Source organism: Acidovorax sp. Root219, assembly GCF_001428665.1.
In the GTDB taxonomy this organism is placed as follows: Bacteria; Pseudomonadota; Gammaproteobacteria; order Burkholderiales; family Burkholderiaceae_C; genus Acidovorax.
Genome location: NZ_LMIJ01000047.1, coordinates 62,397 through 80,720, shown reverse-complemented (window position 1 = coordinate 80,720; position 18,324 = coordinate 62,397). Strand labels below are relative to the sequence as shown.

General features: G+C 67.6%; 17 protein-coding genes. 16 read left to right on the top strand and 1 reads right to left on the bottom strand.

From position 1 onward, the window contains the following. The first annotated feature begins 26 nt into the window (after positions 1 to 26). From ASE28_RS30365 to ASE28_RS30325, 9 genes are all read left to right on the top strand, one after another. Positions 27 to 1,157: a branched-chain amino acid ABC transporter substrate-binding protein gene (locus ASE28_RS30365; protein ID WP_057269725.1), complete on the top strand. Its 1,131-nt coding sequence runs from the start codon at positions 27 to 29 to the stop codon at positions 1,155 to 1,157. An 81-nt stretch (positions 1,158 to 1,238) separates the two neighbouring features. Continuing rightward, complete coding sequence (locus ASE28_RS30360; protein ID WP_057269756.1) at positions 1,239 to 2,177, top strand: 4-hydroxyproline epimerase; 939 nt, start codon at positions 1,239 to 1,241, stop codon at positions 2,175 to 2,177. A gap of 12 nt (positions 2,178 to 2,189) precedes the next feature. After that, on the top strand, positions 2,190 to 3,308 hold the full coding sequence (locus ASE28_RS30355; RefSeq protein ID WP_057269724.1) for an FAD-binding oxidoreductase: 1,119 nt from the start codon (positions 2,190 to 2,192) through the stop codon (positions 3,306 to 3,308). Continuing rightward, a complete protein-coding gene (locus ASE28_RS30350) occupies positions 3,305 to 3,568 on the top strand; it encodes a (2Fe-2S)-binding protein (protein WP_057203772.1) in 264 nt (87 codons plus the stop codon). The genes ASE28_RS30355 and ASE28_RS30350 overlap by 4 nt, the downstream gene beginning before the upstream one ends. Then, positions 3,565 to 4,881 carry an FAD-dependent oxidoreductase gene (locus tag ASE28_RS30345; protein WP_057203773.1) on the top strand — a complete coding sequence of 439 codons (1,317 nt, stop codon included), beginning with the start codon at positions 3,565 to 3,567 and terminating at the stop codon, positions 4,879 to 4,881. The genes ASE28_RS30350 and ASE28_RS30345 overlap by 4 nt, the downstream gene beginning before the upstream one ends. Positions 4,882 to 5,022: 141 nt before the next feature. Next, complete coding sequence (locus tag ASE28_RS30340; RefSeq protein WP_057269723.1) at positions 5,023 to 5,658, top strand: TRAP transporter small permease; 636 nt, start codon at positions 5,023 to 5,025, stop codon at positions 5,656 to 5,658. Positions 5,659 to 5,678: 20 nt separating this feature from the next. Further along, entirely contained in the window at positions 5,679 to 6,947 is a 1,269-nt protein-coding gene (locus tag ASE28_RS30335) for a TRAP transporter large permease (RefSeq protein WP_057269722.1), read from the top strand. 57 nt (positions 6,948 to 7,004) lie between these two features. Continuing rightward, entirely contained in the window at positions 7,005 to 8,024 is a 1,020-nt protein-coding gene (locus ASE28_RS30330) for a TRAP transporter substrate-binding protein (protein WP_057203776.1), read from the top strand. A gap of 67 nt (positions 8,025 to 8,091) precedes the next feature. Beyond that, the gene (locus ASE28_RS30325) at positions 8,092 to 8,769 is read left to right on the top strand and encodes a GntR family transcriptional regulator (RefSeq protein WP_057269721.1); all 678 of its coding nucleotides are present in this window, start codon (positions 8,092 to 8,094) and stop codon (positions 8,767 to 8,769) included. A 20-nt stretch (positions 8,770 to 8,789) separates the two neighbouring features. On the opposite strand, the gene ASE28_RS30320 is transcribed toward ASE28_RS30325, so the two are convergent. Further along, a complete protein-coding gene (locus ASE28_RS30320) occupies positions 8,790 to 10,208 on the bottom strand; it encodes a PLP-dependent aminotransferase family protein (RefSeq protein ID WP_057269720.1) in 1,419 nt (472 codons plus the stop codon). Between the two features lie 192 nt (positions 10,209 to 10,400). Here ASE28_RS30320 and gabT point away from each other — a divergent pair, with 192 nt between their 5' ends. The 7 genes from gabT (at position 10,401) to ASE28_RS30285 (ending at position 18,317) form a co-directional block, all read left to right on the top strand. Then, the gene (gene gabT / locus ASE28_RS30315) at positions 10,401 to 11,693 is read left to right on the top strand and encodes a 4-aminobutyrate--2-oxoglutarate transaminase (RefSeq protein WP_057269719.1); all 1,293 of its coding nucleotides are present in this window, start codon (positions 10,401 to 10,403) and stop codon (positions 11,691 to 11,693) included. A gap of 36 nt (positions 11,694 to 11,729) precedes the next feature. Continuing rightward, complete coding sequence (locus tag ASE28_RS30310) at positions 11,730 to 12,827, top strand: ABC transporter ATP-binding protein (RefSeq protein ID WP_057269718.1); 1,098 nt, start codon at positions 11,730 to 11,732, stop codon at positions 12,825 to 12,827. A gap of 59 nt (positions 12,828 to 12,886) precedes the next feature. Continuing rightward, positions 12,887 to 13,918 carry an ABC transporter substrate-binding protein gene (locus ASE28_RS30305; protein WP_057269717.1) on the top strand — a complete coding sequence of 344 codons (1,032 nt, stop codon included), beginning with the start codon at positions 12,887 to 12,889 and terminating at the stop codon, positions 13,916 to 13,918. 24 nt (positions 13,919 to 13,942) lie between these two features. Beyond that, positions 13,943 to 15,208 carry an ABC transporter permease gene (locus ASE28_RS30300; protein ID WP_057269716.1) on the top strand — a complete coding sequence of 422 codons (1,266 nt, stop codon included), beginning with the start codon at positions 13,943 to 13,945 and terminating at the stop codon, positions 15,206 to 15,208. 52 nt (positions 15,209 to 15,260) lie between these two features. Further along, on the top strand, positions 15,261 to 16,079 hold the full coding sequence (locus ASE28_RS30295; RefSeq protein ID WP_057269715.1) for an ABC transporter permease: 819 nt from the start codon (positions 15,261 to 15,263) through the stop codon (positions 16,077 to 16,079). A gap of 119 nt (positions 16,080 to 16,198) precedes the next feature. After that, positions 16,199 to 17,677 (top strand): NAD-dependent succinate-semialdehyde dehydrogenase, encoded by a 1,479-nt coding sequence (locus ASE28_RS30290; protein ID WP_057269714.1) that lies wholly within the window; start codon positions 16,199 to 16,201, stop codon positions 17,675 to 17,677. Positions 17,678 to 17,960: 283 nt separating this feature from the next. Next, complete coding sequence (locus ASE28_RS30285; protein ID WP_082604297.1) at positions 17,961 to 18,317, top strand: hypothetical protein; 357 nt, start codon at positions 17,961 to 17,963, stop codon at positions 18,315 to 18,317. Positions 18,318 to 18,324: the final 7 nt, after the last annotated feature.

The window sequence follows — 18,324 nt, the reverse complement described above, 5'->3', positions numbered from 1 at the left end:
TCCCTTCTTCCACCCAAAGGTCTCCCATGGCATCCAGATTCATGACCCCCACGGCGCTGGCAGCCCTGCTGCTGCTGGCGGCACCGGCATTCGCGCAGGAGCAGGTCGTCAAGATCGGCCACAGCGGCCCGCTGTCGGGCCCGAATGCGTTCGCGGGCAAGGACAACGAGAACGGCGTGCGCCTGGCCGTCGAGGAGCTCAATGCGAAGAAGATCGTGGTGGGGGGCAAGACCCTGAAGTTCGAACTGGTGTCCGAGGACGACCAGTGCGACGCCCGCACCGGCGTGAGCGTGGCGCAAAAGCTCGTGGACAGCGGCGTGAAGTTCGTCATGGGGCCTTACTGCTCGGGCGTGGCCATCCCGGCCTCGCGCGTCTACAGCGAGAGCGGTGCCATGGTCTCCACCGTGGGCACCAACCCCAAAGTCACCGAGAACGGCTACAAGAACCTGTTTCGCATCATCGCCAGCGACACCCAGATCGGGTCGAACATGGCCGTCTATGCCGCCCAGGTGCTCAAGGTCAAGCAGGTCGCCGTGATCGACGACCGCACCGCCTTCGGCCAGGGCGTGGCCGACCAGTTCACCAAGGAGGCGAAGAAACAGGGCCTCACCGTGGTGGGCCAGGAGTTCACGACCGACAAGTCCACCGATTTCCTGTCCATCCTCACCAGCCTCAAGGGCAAGCAACCGCAGGCCATCTTCTTTGGCGGCTATGCCCCGCAGGCGGCGCCCATGGCGCGCCAGATGAAGCAACTGGGCCTCACGGCCAAGCTCTTGGGCGGCGACACGCTGTGCAGCCCCGAGGTCGGCAAGCTCGGCGGCGAGGCCGTGAACGACACGGTGTTTTGCGCCCAGGGCGGCACCATGCTCGACAAGGCCGCGAGCGGCCCGGCCTTCAAGGCCAAGTACAAGGCGCGCTTCAAGCTCGATGCCGATGCCTACGCAGCGTCCTACTACGACCAGGTGATGTTCATGGCCGATGCCATGCAGAAAGCCCAGTCCGTGGAGCCTGCCAAGGTCGGAGCGCAGATGTACCTGGCAAGCCACCAGGGCGTGGCGGGCACCTATGCCTACGACGACAAGGGCAACCTCAAGCAGGCGCCGATCACGGTGCTGACCTTCAGGAACGCCGCCCCCGTCCCCCTCGCCAGCTACTGAAACTGCCGGGGTCGCGGCGGGGCTCCCGCTACGATCCTCACACCCCAACCCACGCGACCCACCATGACCCACGACAGTGCCATGCAACGCATACAGATCCTCGACTCCCACACCGGCGGCGAGCCCACGCGCCTGGTGGTGGGCGGCTTTCCCGAGCTGGGCACGGGCAGCATGGCCGAGCGCCGCGCCCTGCTGGCCAGCCAGCACGATGCCTGGCGCGCGGCCACGGTGCTCGAGCCGCGCGGCAACGACGTGATCGTGGGCGCGCTGCTGTGCGCGCCGCAGGACCCGGCCAACGCGGCGGGCGTGATCTTCTTCAACAACACCGGCTACCTGGGCATGTGCGGCCACGGCACCATCGGCCTGGTGGCCTCGCTGGCCTACCTGGGTCGCATACAGCCGGGCGAGCACGGCATCGAGACGCCCGTGGGCACGGTGATGACCACGCTGCACGGGGATGGCTCGGTCAGCGTGCGCAACGTGCCCGCCTACCGGCTGCACCAGGGCCTGTCCCTTGAAGTGCCGGGCATCGGCACCGTCACGGGCGACGTGGCCTGGGGCGGCAACTGGTTCTTTCTGATGAGCGAGCACGGCCAGCGCGTGGCCAGCGACAACCTGCCAGCGCTGACCGCCTACACCAGCGCCGTGCAGCAGGCGCTCAAGCACCAGGGCATCTGCGGGGACAACGGCGGCGATATCGACCACATCGAACTCTTTGCCGACGATGATGTGGCCGACAGCCGCAACTTCGTGCTCTGCCCCGGCGGCGCCTACGACCGCTCGCCCTGCGGCACCGGCACCAGCGCCAAGCTGGCCTGTCTGGCGACCGATGGCAAGCTGCAGCCCGGCCAGGTGTGGCGCCAGGCCAGCATCATCGGCAGCAGCTTCGAGGCCCGCTACGAGCAGGACGCCACCCCAGGCAGGATCATCCCCACGCTGCGCGGCACGGCCCACATGAGCGCCGAAGCCACCTTGCTCATCGAGCCGAACGACCCCTTCGGCTGGGGCATCCGCCTCTAAGCCAGCCACCCCATGCAAGCTGCGGACGTGATCGTCATCGGTGCCGGCATGGTGGGTGCCGCCTGTGCCCACCTGCTGGCCAACGCCGGGCTGTCGGTCCTGGTGCTTGATGCCCGCCGGGGCGGTGCCACGCAGGCCGGCATGGGCCACCTGGTGGTAATGGACGACAACGCGGCCGAACTGGCGCTGAGCCAGGCCTCGCTGGACCAATGGCACGCCTGGGGCCCGCGCATGAATGCCGACCTGCCCGGCTGCGCGTATGCCAACTGCGGCACGCTCTGGATCGCGGCCAATGCCGAAGAAATGGCCGGCGCCGAAGCCAAGGCCGACGGCCTGCGCGCGCACGGAATCGCCTGCGAGCTGCTGGACGCCCCCACGCTGGCCCGGCTGGAGCCCGCGCTGCGCCCCGGCCTGCACGGCGCCTTGAAGGTCGGTGGCGATAGCGTGGTCTACGCCCCCAACGCCGCGCAGTGGCTGCTGGCGCATGCGGCGCGGCCCTTTCCGGTCGAGCATGCCCAGGTGGCGCGCATCGATGGCCGGCGCGTGCACCTGGCCGATGGCAGCGTGCGCGAGGGCGGTGCGGTGCTGCTGGCCGCCGGCATCCATGCCACGGCACTGTGCCCCGGCCTGCCGATACGCCCCAAGAAGGGGCACCTGGCCATCACCGACCGCTACCCCGGCACGGTGCGCCACCAACTGGTGGAGCTGGGCTACATCACCAACGCCCACCAGAGCGACGGCACCTCGGTGGCCTTCAACCTGCAGCCGCGGCCCACGGGGCAGTTGCTGATCGGCTCGTCGCGCCAGTTCGACACCACCGACCCGGACATCGACAACGCCGTGCTGGCACGCATGCTGCGCCGTGCGCTCGACTACGTGCCGGGCTTGGCCGATCTCAACGCCATCCGCACCTGGACGGGTTTTCGCGCGGCCACGCCCGATGGCCTGCCGATCATCGGCCGCCACCCGCACCAACCGGATCTGTGGCTGGCCGTGGGCCATGAAGGGCTGGGCGTGACCACGGCGCCGGCCACGGCCCAGCTGCTGGCTGCGCAGATCACGGGCGCCACGCTGCCGCTTGATCCCACCCCCTACTCGCCCGAGCGCTTTGCCGGGAGCCTGATCGCATGACTGCCCCCACGGTACGGATCCACGCCGATGGCACGCCCCTGCAGGTCGCCCCCGGCACGAGCGTGGCTGCAGCTCTGGCCCAGGTGCCGCCGGGCCGCACGCGCACCTCCACCACCGGCCAGCCGCGCGCGCCGCTGTGCGGCATGGGCGTGTGCCACGAGTGCCGGGTACGCATCGACGGCCGCACGCGCCTGGCCTGCCAGACCGTGTGCACCGAAGGCATGCAGGTCCACACCGATACCGGCAGGCCATGCCCATGACCTCTTCCAGCCCCTCGCCGACGCATGAGCGCTGCGACATCCTCATCATCGGTGCCGGCCCCGCAGGCATGGCCGCAGCGCTGGCCGCAGCGCCCAGCGGCGCTGCCATCACCATCGTGGACGACAACCCCGCAGCCGGCGGCCAGATCTGGCGCGACGGCCCCGGTGCCACGCTGCCGCCCCTGGCCCGCCAGCACCGCGAGGCCCTGGCGCGGCACGCCAACATCCGGCTGCTGTGCGGCACGCGCGTGGTGGGCCTGGGCGAGCGGCAACGGGCCGACCATGCCCCTGCCCTGCTTCTCGAAGACGCCGACCGGGGCTGGACCCAGCACAGCCACCGCATCGTGCTGTGCAATGGTGCGCGCGAGCTGCTGCTGCCCTTTCCGGGCTGGACGCTGCCTTGTGTGACCGGTGCGGGCGCCTTGCAGGCCCTCATTAAGGCCGGGCTGCCCGTGCGGGGCCAGCGCATCGTGATCGCGGGCACAGGCCCGCTGCTGCTGGCCGCCGCTGCCACCGCCACCCAGGCCGGCGCCCAGGTGGTGCGGGTGGCCGAGCAGGCCGGCTGGCGCGCGCTCGCAGGTTTTGCCGCGCAGCTGCCGCGCTGGCCCGCCAAGGCCGTGCAGGCATTCACGCTGCTGCACCCGCAACTTCGTGCAGGCAGCCATGTGCTCAAAGCCGTCGGTGAAGGCCAGGTGCAGTCCGTGCGCCTGCGCACGGGGCGTGGTGAAGAAACCATTGCCTGCGAGCGCCTGGCGTGCGGCTTCGGCCTGGTGCCCAACACGCACCTGGGACAGCTGCTGGGCTGCGCGCTGGGCGGACCCTTGAGTGGCGGCCTGGGCCTGCAGGTCGATGCACAGATGCGCACCAGCGTGGCCGGGGTCTATGCCGCTGGCGAGTGCACCGGCTTTGGCGGCAGCGAGCGTGCACTGGCCCAGGGCGCCATCGCCGGCCATGCCGCTGCAGGCAACACCACCCCGGTGCACGCGCTGCAGGCCACACTGCGCCGCTGGGAAGGCTTTGCCCAGGCACTGCAGCAGTCCTTCGCACTGAACGAATCACTCAAGACCCTGGCCCGGCCAGACACCCTGGTGTGCCGCTGCGAGGACGTGCCGCACGCCGAACTGGCAGGCCGCACCGGCTGGATCGACGCCAAGCTGCACACGCGCTGCGGCATGGGTGCCTGCCAGGGGCGCATCTGCAGCGCCGCCACGCAGCACCTGTTCGGCTGGACGCCGGCGCCGCCGCGCCACCTGCTGGCACCGGCACGCATCGCCACCCTGGCGGCGGCTGGCGACGACGCCCCCTCCGGCTGAGCCCCCGCTGCAGGAAGCACCCGATCAGGGCATTCGCACCCTCCGCTACGGGCACTCATCTTGCTTCTACATATATTAAGAAGATATTTATTTTGTTGCCACTGATCCCTCCTCCATAACCACTCCAACAGAGCCACCCCCATGCCCTCCGCTTCCACCTCTGCCACCCCTCCCGTGGCGCCACCACGCGCCCCCATCCGCTGGTTGCTGGATTGCTCCAGTTGGCTGCTGCGCATGGAGCGCCACCTGCTCACCGCCCTCATGACCCTGCTGGTGGCGCTGATCCTGCTCAACGTGGTGACGCGCTACAGCGGCGTGCCCATCTACTGGATCGACGAGGCGGCGGTGTACACGGTGGTGTGGCTGACCTTCGTGGGCGCCTCGGTCATGACGCGGCTGCGCATGGACTTTGCCGTGACCATGCTCACGGACCAGTTGGGTGCACGCGCCGCGAAGGCCATCAAGGGCGTGGCCACAGCATGTGTGCTGCTGTTCGGCGCGGCCATGCTGTGGATGTGCTGGCAGTGGATGGACCCGATCGGCATCGCGCGCTATGGCTTCGACGCCAGGGAGTACGCGGCCGAGAGCTTCAACTTTCTCTATACCGAGCGCACGCAGACGCTCAACTGGCCCACCTGGGTGCTGCAGTTGATCCTGCCGATCTTCTCGGCCACCTTCAGCGTGCATGCGCTGGCCAACCTGCTCGAAGACCTGGGCGCGGCCGAGCGGCGCATGCACCCGGGCTTCGACGTGGTCAACGCCGACGCCGTGAACTGAAGACTCCCGAAGGCCCCTCCATGATCACCTCCCTCTTCTTCCTTGTTGCGCTGCTGGTGGGTGTGCCCATCGGCGTGTGCCTGTGCCTGTCGGGCATCGTCTACATCTTCGCCACCGGCGGCACGGTGCTGTTCCAGTCGTTTCCCATGCAGATGTTCGCGGGGGTGGACAGCTACGGGCTCATCGCCATCCCGCTGTTCATCCTGATCGGCGAGATCATGAACAGCGGCGGCATCACGCGCCGGCTGGTGGACCTGTCGATGGCCTTCATCGGCTCGGTCAAGGGGGGCCTGGCCTACGTCAACATCCTGGCCAACATGCTGGTCTCGTCCATCATCGGTTCGGCCACGGCGCAGGTGGCCATCATGTCGCAGGTGATGGTGCCCGAGATGGAAAAGCAGGGCTATGACAAGACCTTTGCCGCCGGCCTCACGGTATACGGCGGCATGCTCGGGCCCATCATCCCGCCCTCGGTGATGTTCGTGGTGTTCAGCGTGCTGGCCCAGGTGGCCGTGGGCGACATGCTGATCGCCGGCATCATCCCCGGCGTGCTGCTCACGCTGCTGTTCTTCGTCGTGATCGCGCTGATGGGTTTTTTCGTCTACGACTACCCGCGCAGTGAAAGGCGCACGCTGGCCCAGCGCGCGCGCACCATCGTGCATGCCAGCCCCACGCTGCTGATCCCCCTGGTGATCGTCGGCTCCATCCTGAGTGGCCTGGCCAACCCCACCGAGGCCGCAGCCGTGGGCGCGCTGGCATCGGCCCTGGTGGGCCGCTACGTGACCAAGGAATTTCGCTTCAACGCCATGCCGGCCATCCTGCTGCGCTCGGCCATCTACTCGGCCGTGGTGCTGTTCCTGGTGGCCGCCGCCGCCGTGTTCTCGTGGCTGCTGATCTACGGCAAGGTGCCGCAGATGGTGGCCGCCTGGATACAGACCGTGGCACACGACCCGGTCACCTTCCTGCTGCTGGCCAACGTGATCCTGCTGGTCATCGGCACGGTGATCGACGGCATCCCGGGGCTCATCATGACCGTGCCCATCCTGCTGCCGATCGCCACCGAGGTCTACCACATCGACCCGCGCCACTTCGGCGTGGTGGTGGTCATCAACCTGGTGCTGGGCCTGATGACGCCGCCCGTGGGCCTGAGCTTCTTTGTCGCATCGGCGGTGACCGGGGCCAAGCCCGGAAAGATGTTCATCGTCACCCTGCCGTTCTTCATCATCAGCTGCGTGGCGCTGGTGCTGCTGTCCCTGTTCCCCAGCCTGTCGCTGGCCTTGCTCAAGTAGCCGGCAGCGTCCTTTTCAGCCCTCTCACGTCCCATCCCTTCCAACACGGAGTTCACCATGACCACCACGTCCGTCTCCCGCCGCCATTTCATCCAGCGCCATGCCATGGCTGCCGCCGCTGCCACCGTGGGCGTACCGCTCGCAATGCCGGCATTCGCGCAGGGTGCGGGCGCCAAGGAATTCCGCCTGGGCCTGATCACCCCTGCCGGCCACTCGTGGAACCGCGCCGCGCTGCAGTTCGGCGAGGCGCTCAAGAAGGAGACTGATGGCCGTTTGAGCCTGACCGTGTTCCACTCGGGCCAGCTCGGCAACGAGGCGGCGATGATGCAGCAGCTGCAGTCCGGCGCTCTCGACATGGGCTGGATCCAGGCGGCCGAACTGGGCTCGCGCGTGGCCAGCATCGCCGCCATCAATGCACCCTACCTGGTGCGCTCCACGCCCAGCGTGGCCAAGCTGGTCAAGCACCCTGCGGCCACCAAACTGCTGGATGTGCTGCCGCGCGAGACCGGCACCATCGGCCTGGGCTGGGGCATCACCGGCATGCGCGCGGTGTTCTCCACCAAGGACATCTCCGTGCCCACCGACCTCAAGGGCATGAAGCTGCGCATCAACCCCACGCCGGTGTACCGCGACTTCTACCAGATGCTGGGCGCCGCGCCCACGCCCATTCCGACACCCCAGGTGTTCGACGCCATGAGCAACGGCCAGGTGGATGGACTGGAGGCGGACATCGAGTTCTCGTGGAACCAGCGCTTCGACAAGGTCGCAAAGACCCTGCTGCAGATGAACGCGCTGTTCATGCCGTTCGCACCGCTCGTCTCGGGCCGCATCTGGCAGGGGCTGGATGCCAAGGACAAGGACCTCATCCGCAAGCTGACCGCCCAGTCGCTGGACGCGCAGATCAACGACATCGTGACCACCGAGGCCGGCCTGATCGAGAAGTTCAAGGGCACCTCCATCGCCTTCAAGACTGCGTCGTCCTTCAACCCCGAGGCCACCATCCAGGAGTTCGACAAGCTGTGGCTGCCCAAGGCTCCGCAGATCGCGGAACTGCGCAAGGCCGGTGCCAGCCTGTGATTTAAGATGGTGCAGACCCCATGGTCCCCAGCCCGGGGGCCATGCCCTACCAGGCCCCTTCCACTCGATGACACCCAGCAGCAGCACACCCCTCCGCAAAGACACCGGCCCCAAGCGGCGCGCGGCGGACGTGGCCTATGACGCCATCGAGGCCATGATCTCCACCCTGCAGCTGCAGCCCGGCAGCCCCGTGGTGGAGGCCGAGATCGCCGAGAGCACCGGCCTGGGCCGCACGCCCGTGCGCGAGGCCCTGCTGCGCATGGTCTCCATCGGGCTCATCGTGCAGCAGCCGCGCCGCGGGCTGCAGGTCTCCAACATCGACCTGGCAGACCACCTGGACGTGATCCAGACGCGCCGCGTGCTGGAGCGGCTGATCGCGTCGTGCGCGGCCCGCCGCGCCACCGCGCCGCAGCGCCAGGCCATCGTGCGCTGCGCCGAAGAGATGGTGCGCGCTGCGGAGCGCGGCGAGCTCGATGGCTACATGCTGGCCGACCATGGGCTCGACCAGATCGTGCACCTGGCTTGCCAGAACCAGTCGGCCGTGAAGTCCGTGGCGCCGCTGATCGTGCAGTGCCGCCGCTTCTGGTACGCCTACCAGCACGAGGGCGACGTGACCGAGGGCGCGCGCGCCCACATGCACCTGGCGCAGGGCATCGCCAGCGGCGACGAGGCGCATGCCGTGGCCGGCGCTAACCAGCTCATGGACTACCTGGAGCAGTTCGCGCGCCGCATCATCGACCGGTGAGAGCACCGGCGCCCAGCGGGCTACTGGGCCGCCTGCTGCCCCAGCTGGATGCGTTGCTCCAGAAAACGCCACAGGCGCTCGTCCTGGCTGAAGGCCACGTTGAAGCGCAGCCACCCCGTGGGCCGCGGGTCCACCAGGAACAGCTGGCCCGGCCCGAGCATGATGCCCTCGCCGGTGGCTTCCTTGGACAGCTCGGCACTGTCGGGCAGGTCAGGATGGCGTGCCCACAGGTACATTCCGGCCTCCGGCTCGTGGAACAGCTCGAAACCCAGCGACAGGAGCTTGCGACCCACGCTGCGGTGCGCCTCGGCCAGGCGTTCGCGCAGGGACTTGAGGTGCTTGCGCCAGCGCCCGTCCGTCACCACGCCGAAGGTGATGCGCTCGGTGATGTCAGACGAGGTGAGGCCCGAGACCATCTTCAGCTGCAGCAGGTCGTCCAGCACGTCACGCCGGGCCGCGACATAGCCCGTGCGCAGGTTGGGCGAGATGGTCTTGGAGAAACTGCCCACGTAGATCACACGGCTCAACTGGTCCAGGCTGGCCAGCGAGGGGCGCACGCTGCTGTCCATGTCGACATAGATGTCGTTTTCCACCAGGGCGAAACCGTGCTGCTCGGCGAGCTGTAGCAGCCGGTGCAGGTGCGCCACCGAGGCCATGGAGCAGGTGGGGCTCTGCAACCGTGGCTGCGTGAAGAAGGCCTTGGGCTTGTGCTGCACCAGCAGCGCCTCCAGCGCAGGCAGGTCATAGCCCGTGGCCGTGCGCGGCACGCCGACCAGGTGGGCCCCTGCAAAGCGCAGCATGAACAGCAGGTTGGGGTAGCCGGGGTCGTCCACCAGCACCACGTCCCCGGGCTTGAGCAGGAGCCGCGCCACCAGGTCTAGCGCCTGGCTGGAGCCCTGGGTCAGCAGCACCTGGTCGGGGTCCACCGCCAGGTGCTGCTCGCCCAGCGATTCGGCCACCACCATGCGCAGCGCCATGTGGCCATGCGGCAGGCCATAGCCGTCGAGTTCGGGGCCGTCCGATGACAGCTGGCGCATGCTGCGGCGCACCGCATCGCCAAACAACCAGTCGTGGGGTAGCCAGCCACAACCCGGTTTCATCGGCAGATTGCGGTTTTCGAAAATTTGCTTGAGGTACCAGCGTGCATCGAAACGGGGCACGGGCCGCTCCCGCGCACCACCTGCGGGCACACCGGTCTCGTCGCCGCGCCGCTTGACGAAGAAGCCCGCGTGCGCACGCGAGACCAGCCAGCCCTGGGCTACCAGCCGGTCATAGGCCTCGACCACGGTGAACACGCTGACACCGTGGGAGGCCGCGAACGCGCGGATCGAGGGGAGCTTGCTGCCAGGCTTGAGCACCTGGCTGACGATGAGGCCTCGCAGACCATCGACGATCTGGCTGACCAGAGGTGTCTGGAGGTCCGGGCTGAGAGTGAGCATCGGGAAAGCAGAAAAGGGAGCGAATTGTGCACCGTGTTGGCACACACCGGATCAGGGAATGCCTGTACAGGATTCTAGACCTGCACAGTGCGCGGCCAACGGCGTGCGGCTGTACATGGACGGGCCGTGGCGCGGCTTCCAGAATCCGTCCCATTCCTTCATCTCCGGTTGTTCACACAACCCCCCGACGCCATGCAGAACGACCGCCACTTCACCAACGCCGCCCTCATCACCCGCCGCCACGCGGCCGTGGCCCGAGGTGTGGGCCAGGCCCACGAGTTCTTCGTGCAGAAGGCATTGAACGCCGAACTGTGGGACGTGGAAGGCCGCCGCTACATCGACTTTGCCGGCGGCATCGCCGTACTGAACACCGGCCACCTGCATGCCGGCGTGATCGCGGCCGTCAAGGCCCAGCTCGACCTGTACACCCACACCTGCTTCCAGGTGGTGGCCTATGAGCCCTACGTGGAGGTGGCCGAACGCCTGAACACCCTGGCCCCCGGCGCCTTTGCCAAGAAGAGCCTGCTGCTGACCACCGGCGCCGAAGCGGTAGAGAACGCCGTCAAGATCGCCCGTGCCCACACTGGCCGCCCCGGCGTGATCGCCTTCACCGGCGGCTACCACGGCCGCACGAACATGACACTGGGCCTCACCGGCAAGGTGGCACCCTACAAGATAGGCTTCGGCCCTTTCCCCGGCGAGGTGTACCACGCCCTCTTCCCCAACGCGCTGCACGGCGTGGGCGTGGAGCAGGCCCTGCACTCGGTGGAGCTGATCTTCAAGAACGACATCGAGCCCGAGCGCGTGGCGGCCTTCATCATCGAGCCCGTGCAGGGTGAAGGCGGCTTCTACATTGCGCCCGGCGAATTCATCAGCGGCCTCAAGGCGCTGGCCGACCGCTACGGCATTTTGCTGATCGCCGACGAGGTGCAGACCGGCGCCGGCCGCACCGGCACGTGGTTCGCCAGCGAGCAGTGGCCCGTGGCCCCCGACCTCGTCACCACCGCCAAGTCGCTGGCCGGGGGCTTCCCGCTGGCGGCGGTGGTGGGCCGTGCCGAGGTGATGGATGCCCCCGCGCCGGGCGGCCTGGGCGGCACCTACGCCGGCAGCCCCGTGGCGTGCGCCGCAGCACTGGCCGTGATCGAGGCCTTCGAGAAGGAACACCTGCTGGCACGCAGCCAGGACATGGGCGCCCTGCTGGTGCGCGCGCTCAAGGACATGGCAGCCAAGGTGCCCGCCATCGGCGACGTGCGTGGCCTGGGGGCGATGGTGGCCATCGAGCTGTTCGAGGGCGGCGACCTCGCCCGGCCCGATGCGGCCCTCACGAAGAAGGTGGTGGCCGAAGCCGCGCGCCGCGGGCTGATCCTGCTGTCCTGCGGCACCCATGGCAACGTGATCCGCATCCTGGTGCCGCTCACGGCCTCCAACGAGCTGCTCGACGAAGGCCTGGCCATCCTGGCCGACAGCTTCGCGGCCGTGGCCTGAGCCGGCCCGCAATCCCTTTCTCACCCTGAAGACACCATGACCCCCGAAGAACCCCTGGTCCGCTTCAGCGGCGTGCAGAAGAGCTATGACGGCGAACAGCTGGTCGTGCGCTCGCTGGACCTGGACATACAGCGCGGAGAGTTCCTGAGCCTGCTGGGCCCCTCGGGCTCGGGCAAGACCACCACCCTGATGATGCTGGCCGGATTCGAGTCGCCCACGGCGGGCGACATCCTGCTCGAAGGCCGGCAGATCACCGGCACGCCGCCGCACAAGCGCAACTTCGGCATGGTGTTTCAGAACTATGCGCTGTTCCCGCACCTCACGGTGGAGCAGAACGTGGCCTACCCGCTCACCGTGCGCAAGGTGCCCCGCGCCGAGCAGCAGGAGCGGGTGCGCAAGGCGCTGGACATGGTGCGCCTGTCTGGCATGGGCGAGCGCCTGCCGGCCCGCCTGTCGGGCGGGCAGCAGCAGCGCGTGGCGCTGGCGCGGGCCCTGGTCTTCAACCCGCAGCTGGTGCTGATGGACGAGCCCCTGGGCGCGCTGGACAAGCAACTGCGCGAGCACATGCAGATCGAGCTCAAGGAGCTGCACCGCCAGCTCGGGGTGACCTTCGTGTACGTGACCCACGACCAGGGCGAGGCCCTGACCATGAGCGACCGGGTGGCCGTATTCAACGAAGGCATCATCCAGCAGCTGGCCGGCGTGCAAGACCTGTACGAAAGCCCCGCCAACCGCTTTGTGGCCGGCTTCGTGGGCGACAACACCGTGCTCAGCGGCACCTTGCAGGGCGCTGGCGACGGCACGGCCATCCAGCTGCCCGGCGGCTACCTGCTGCCCGGCGTGAACGTCAATGGGGCCGCCCTGGGTGCCCGCGTGCAGGCCTGCGTGCGGCCCGAGCGCATCGTGCTGCACCCTTACTCCGCTTACCCCCGGGGCTCGGCCGTGCCGGCCACGGTGGCACGCACCATCTACCACGGCGACCACCTTCGCCTCATGTGCGACCTGGGCCACGGCCAGGAGCAGGCCACCCTCAAGCTGGCCCTCACCCATCCCGACGCACCGGCCTCGCCCCAACCGGGCCAGCAGGTGCTGCTGGAGTTCCCACCGGTGTCCACCCGCATCTATGCGGTCTGACGCGCAGCCCCCGTTTTCGACCTTCACTGTCCCACCGTCCTTTCCAAGGAAACTGCACCATGAAAAAGAGTTTGATCGCCTGCGCAACCCTTGCCGCGTGCATGGCCCTGCCCAGCCTGGCACAACAGCAGATCACCGTCGTGAACTTCGGCGGCGCCAATGCCAATGCCCAGAAGAAGGCGTTCTACGAGCCCTATGAGAAGGCCGGCAACAAGATCGTGGCCGTGGAGTACAACGGCGAGCAGGCCAAGATCAAGGCCATGGTCGAAACCAAGAAAGTGACCTGGGACGTGGTGGAGCTCGAATCGCCCGATGCCGCGCGCGGCTGCGACGAAGGCCTGTTCGAGAAGCTCGAATACAGCAAGATCGTGGACAAGGCCGACCTTCTGCCCGCAGCGGTGACCGACTGCGCGGTGGGCATCTTCGTGTGGTCCACCGTCATGGCCTACAACGGTGACAAGCTCAAGACCCCGCCCACCAGCTGGGCCGATTTCTTCGACACCAAGAAAATCGCCGGCAAGCGCGGCATGCGCAAGGGCGCCCGCTACAACCTGGAGTTTGCGCTGCTGGCCGATGGCGTCAAGCCCGCCGACGTGTACAAGGTGCTGGCCACCAAGGAAGGCGCTGACCGTGCCTTCAAGAAGCTGACCGAGCTCAAGCCCAGCATCCAGTGGTGGGAGGCCGGTGCCCAGGCACCTCAGTTCCTGGTGGCCGGCGATGTGGTGCTGACCACGGTGTTCAACGGCCGCATCGACGCGGCCAACCGTGAAGGCCGCAACCTCAAGATCTACTGGCCCGGCGGCATCTACGACCTGGACTACTGGGCCGTGCCCAAGGGCACGCCGAACAAGGACGCTGCCGTGAAGTTCATCGCCTTCACGATGCAGACCGCCAACCAGGCGGCCTACGCACAGAACATTGCCTACGGCCCGGCCAACACCAAGGCCCTGGCCAAGCTGGACAAGAAGGTGCTGGACGACCTGCCCACCTCCGCCGCCAACGCCAGGGAGGCACTGCAGTTCAGCGTGGGCTTCTGGGCCGACCAGGGCGAGGCGCTGGAGAAGCGCTTCGCCGCCTGGGCCACGCAGTAAGCCGCAGTCGGAGCACAGGACACCATGCAAGCCATCGCTGCCACCGCCCCCCACGCGCACGCACTGGACGCCAGCGCCCCCGGCGCACTGCGCAAGGCGCTGTCACGCGCCGAGGCGCGGCGCAAGTGGCGGGCGTTCGCGCTCACGCTGCCTTTGCTGGTGTTCCTGCTGTTCACCCTGCTGGTGCCCATTGCGGCGCTGCTGCAGCGTGCCATCGAGAACCCCGAAGTCGCCAATGCGCTGCCGGCCACCATCGCCGCGCTGGACGGCTGGGACCGCAAGGAGGCGCCCGGCCCGGCCGCATACGCCGCGCTGATGAAGGACCTGGCGCACCTGCCGGACAGCGCGGACGCCGGGGCGCTGGCACGCCGGCTCAACTCCGATGTGCCAGGCGCGCGCTCGCTCATCATGGGCGCGTACCGCTCCGTCCCCATGGAGGGCAGCCCCGAATCGATCCGCGAGCGGCTGATCGGCAAGGACGCCCGCTGGAGCGAGGCACCGCTGTGGCACGCCATTGCCCGCAACGGCGCGCGCTGGACGCCGGACTACCTGCTCGCCTCGGTGGACCTGCAGCGCGATGCGCTGGGACAGGTGGAGCGCATGCCGCAAGAGCAGCGCGCGTTCGGCAGCATCCTGCTGCGCACCTTCCACATCAGCCTGGTGGTCACGCTCATCTGCCTGGCCATCGGCTACCCGCTGGCCTGGTGGCTGGCCTCGCTGCCGGCGCGCTCGGCCAACGTGCTGATGATCCTGGTGCTGGTGCCGTTCTGGACCTCCATCCTGGTGCGCGTGGCCGCCTGGATCGTGCTGTTGCAGTCCGAAGGCCTGGTCAACCGTGGCCTGATGGGGCTGGGCCTCGTGAGTGAGCCACTGGCACTGCTGTTCAACCGCACGGGCGTGGTGATTGCCATGGTGCACATCCTGCTGCCCTTCATGATCCTGCCGCTGTACAGCGTGATGAAGAGCGTGCCGGCGACCTACATGCGGGCTGCCGTCTCGCTCGGCAGCCCGCCCCTGGCGGCCTTCCTGCGCGTGTACGTGCCGCAGACCTACCCGGGCATCGGCGCGGGTGCGCTGCTGGTGTTCATCCTCTCGATCGGCTACTACGTCACTCCCGCGCTGCTCGGCGGTGCCGACGACCAGATGCTCAGCTACTACATCGCCCGCTACACCAACGTCGAGGTGAACTGGGGCATGGCTTGCGCCCTGGGTGCCGTGCTGCTCACGGCCACGCTGGTGCTGTATGGCGTGTACCGCCGCATCGGCAAGGCCGAGCTGAGCCTGGGCTGAACTGATCCCCGCACCGCCCCATGCCCCTGCACCGCTGATTCAAGGCCCCACCATGTTCCGACTGCCCGAATTTCCCCGCTATGCCACCCCGACCGACAAGGCGCTCTGGTGGCTTCTGCGCGCCCTGTGCGTGGCGGTCCTGGCCTTTCTTCTGGCGCCCATCCTGGTGATGGTGCCGCTGTCGTTCTCGGAAAGCTCCTTCCTGGCCTACCCGATCACCGGCTGGTCCCTCAAGTGGTACCGCAACCTCTTCGAGTCCGCCGAATGGGCCCGTGCCACGCGCAACAGTTTCATCGTGGCCCCGGCAGCCACGCTGATCGCCACCGCACTGGGCACGCTGGCAGCACTGGGCCTGTCGCGGGCGGACTTTCGCTTCAAGGGGCTGCTCATGGGCGTGCTCATCGCGCCCATGGTGGTGCCCATCGTCGTCGTCGGTGTGGCCACCTACCTGTATTTTGCGCCGCTGGGTCTGGCCGACAGCTATGCAGGGCTCATCGTGGTGCACGCGGCCCTCGGCGCCCCCTTCGTGCTCACCACCGTGCTGGCCACCCTGGCCGGCTTCAACCACAACCTGGTGCGCGCCTCGCTGAGCCTGGGCGAGACGCCTTTCAGGACCTTCTTTCGCATCACGCTGCCGGTGATCGCGCCCGGAGTGATCTCGGGCGCCCTGTTCGCCTTCGCCACCTCGTTCGACGAGGTGGTGGTCACGCTCTTTTTGGCCGGCGCCGACCAGGCCACCCTGCCACGCCAGATGTTCAATGGCATCCGCGAAAACATCTCGCCGACCATTGCTGCCGTGGCCACGCTGCTCATCCTGTTCACCACCAGCCTGCTGCTGGTGCTGGAATGGCTGCGCGGACGCAAGGCCTGAGCGCGAACAGACGCCCAAACCACTGGTACACCCGAGACACCCCCCGCTGTCAACCTACCGCTATGCTTGCCATGCGGCAGTGCGCTTACCACCCCTGACCATCCCAAAGAGACATCACCATGGACATGAAGAACTCCCCCCTTTCGCTGCTCAAGGACCCGAGCCTGCTCAAGACCGATGGCCTCGTCAACGGCCAATGGGTGGCGGGCGCGAGCCGCTTCGACGTGAACGACCCGGCCACGGGCCTGAAACTCGCGAGCGTCGCCAACCTGGGCCCTGCGGACGCCGAGGCGGCCATTGCCGCCGCCAACGCCGCCTGGCCCGCGTGGAAGGCCAAGACCGCCAAAGAGCGCAGCATCATCCTGCGCAAGTGGTATGACCTGCTGATGGCCAACCAGGACGACCTGGGCCGCATCATGACGGCCGAGCAAGGCAAGCCCCTGCCCGAAGCCAAGGGCGAAGTGGCCTATGGCGCGAGCTTCGTGGAATGGTTCGCTGAAGAGGCCAAGCGCATCAATGGCGAGACGCTGCCCCAATTCGACAACAGCCGCCGCCTGATGGTCCTCAAGCAGCCCATCGGTGTGTGCGCGGCCATCACGCCCTGGAACTTCCCGCTGGCCATGATCACGCGCAAGGTGGCGCCGGCCCTGGCCGCCGGCTGCCCGGTGGTGATCAAGCCGGCCGAGCTGACGCCGCTGACCGCACTGGCCGCCGCCGAGCTGGCCATCCGCGCGGGCATCCCTGCGGGCGTGTTCAACATCCTGCCGGCCGACAGCGACAACTCGATTGCCATTGGCAAGGTGCTGTGCGCCAGCGACGTGGTGCGCCATATCAGTTTCACGGGCAGCACCGAGGTGGGCCGCATCCTGATGGCGCAGTCGGCGCCCACCGTGAAGAAGATGTCGCTGGAGCTGGGTGGCAACGCGCCCTTCCTGGTGTTCAACGATGCAGACATCGACAGCGCCGTGGAAGGCGCCTTTGCCAGCAAGTACCGCAATGCCGGCCAGACCTGCGTGTGCACCAACCGTTTTTACGTGCAGGAAGGCGTGTACGACGCGTTCGTGGCCAAGTTCGCTGCCAAGGTCAAGACAGCCAAGGTGGGCAATGGCTTCGAGGAGGGTGTGAACCAGGGCCCGCTGATCGAGGAAGCCGCGCTGGTCAAGGTGCAGCGCCATGTGGACGACGCCGTGGCCAAAGGTGGCACCGTGGTGGCCGGCGGCAAGCGCCTGGCGGGCCAGTTCTTCGAGCCTACGGTGATTGCCAATGCCACACAAGACATGCTGTGCGCGCGCGAGGAAACCTTCGGCCCCTTCGCCCCGGTGTTCAAGTTCAAGACCGAGCAGGAGGCCGTGGACGCCGCCAATGCCACCGAATTCGGCCTGGCGAGCTATTTCTACACCCGCGACGTGGGCCGCATCTTCCGCGTCGCCGAGGCGCTGGAATACGGCATGGTCGGCATCAACGTGGGCATTCTGGCCACCGAGCATGTGCCCTTTGGCGGCGTCAAGCAATCGGGCCTGGGGCGCGAGGGATCGCACCACGGCATCGATGACTATGTGGAGATCAAGTACCTCTGCCTGGGCGACATCCAGAAGTAAGAGCGGCTAACAAAACTCTTCTGGCGTCGTTGCTGCGCCTTGTCGTACCAACGTACTGCCTGCGGCGCAGCGCCTAGCCAGAACCGCTTCGCTGAGTTTTGTTATCCGCTCTAAGCCCAGCCGGCGCCGATGCCCCAGGAGGCGCTCGGGCTGGGGCACAATCGCCGGCGTGCATTCGGCAACACAGGCAGCCCCATCCGGGGCTGCACTGCATTCCACCACCAAGAGGCGTCCACTTCAGGATCGCCCACCGGCTGCACGTACCCAGAGGGAAGCCACCACCATGAAAGCCTTGATCCTTGCGCTGCTGAGTGCAGCGACTGCCGTAGCGCATGCGCAAACGCTCGACGTCTTCGAGTCGCATGGCAACATGCACTACGCCATGGTGCCCACCGACAAGGCCCAGGACACGCAGTACCTGGAGCGGGCAGCCTACAAGTTCTGCCAGGACCAGAACAAGGGCAGCTGCCGCGTGAAGATCTGGTCCGACAGCCTGGACAAGCCCACGGGCCAGCCCCACCACACCCGGTACGACGAAAACCAGCTCGCTGAATACATGCGCGGCTACGGAGGCGCTACCGAGGGCATTCTCTTCAACTGCAAGATGGTGAAGAACGCCAGCCGCTGCTACCAGCGTTGAGCCTGCA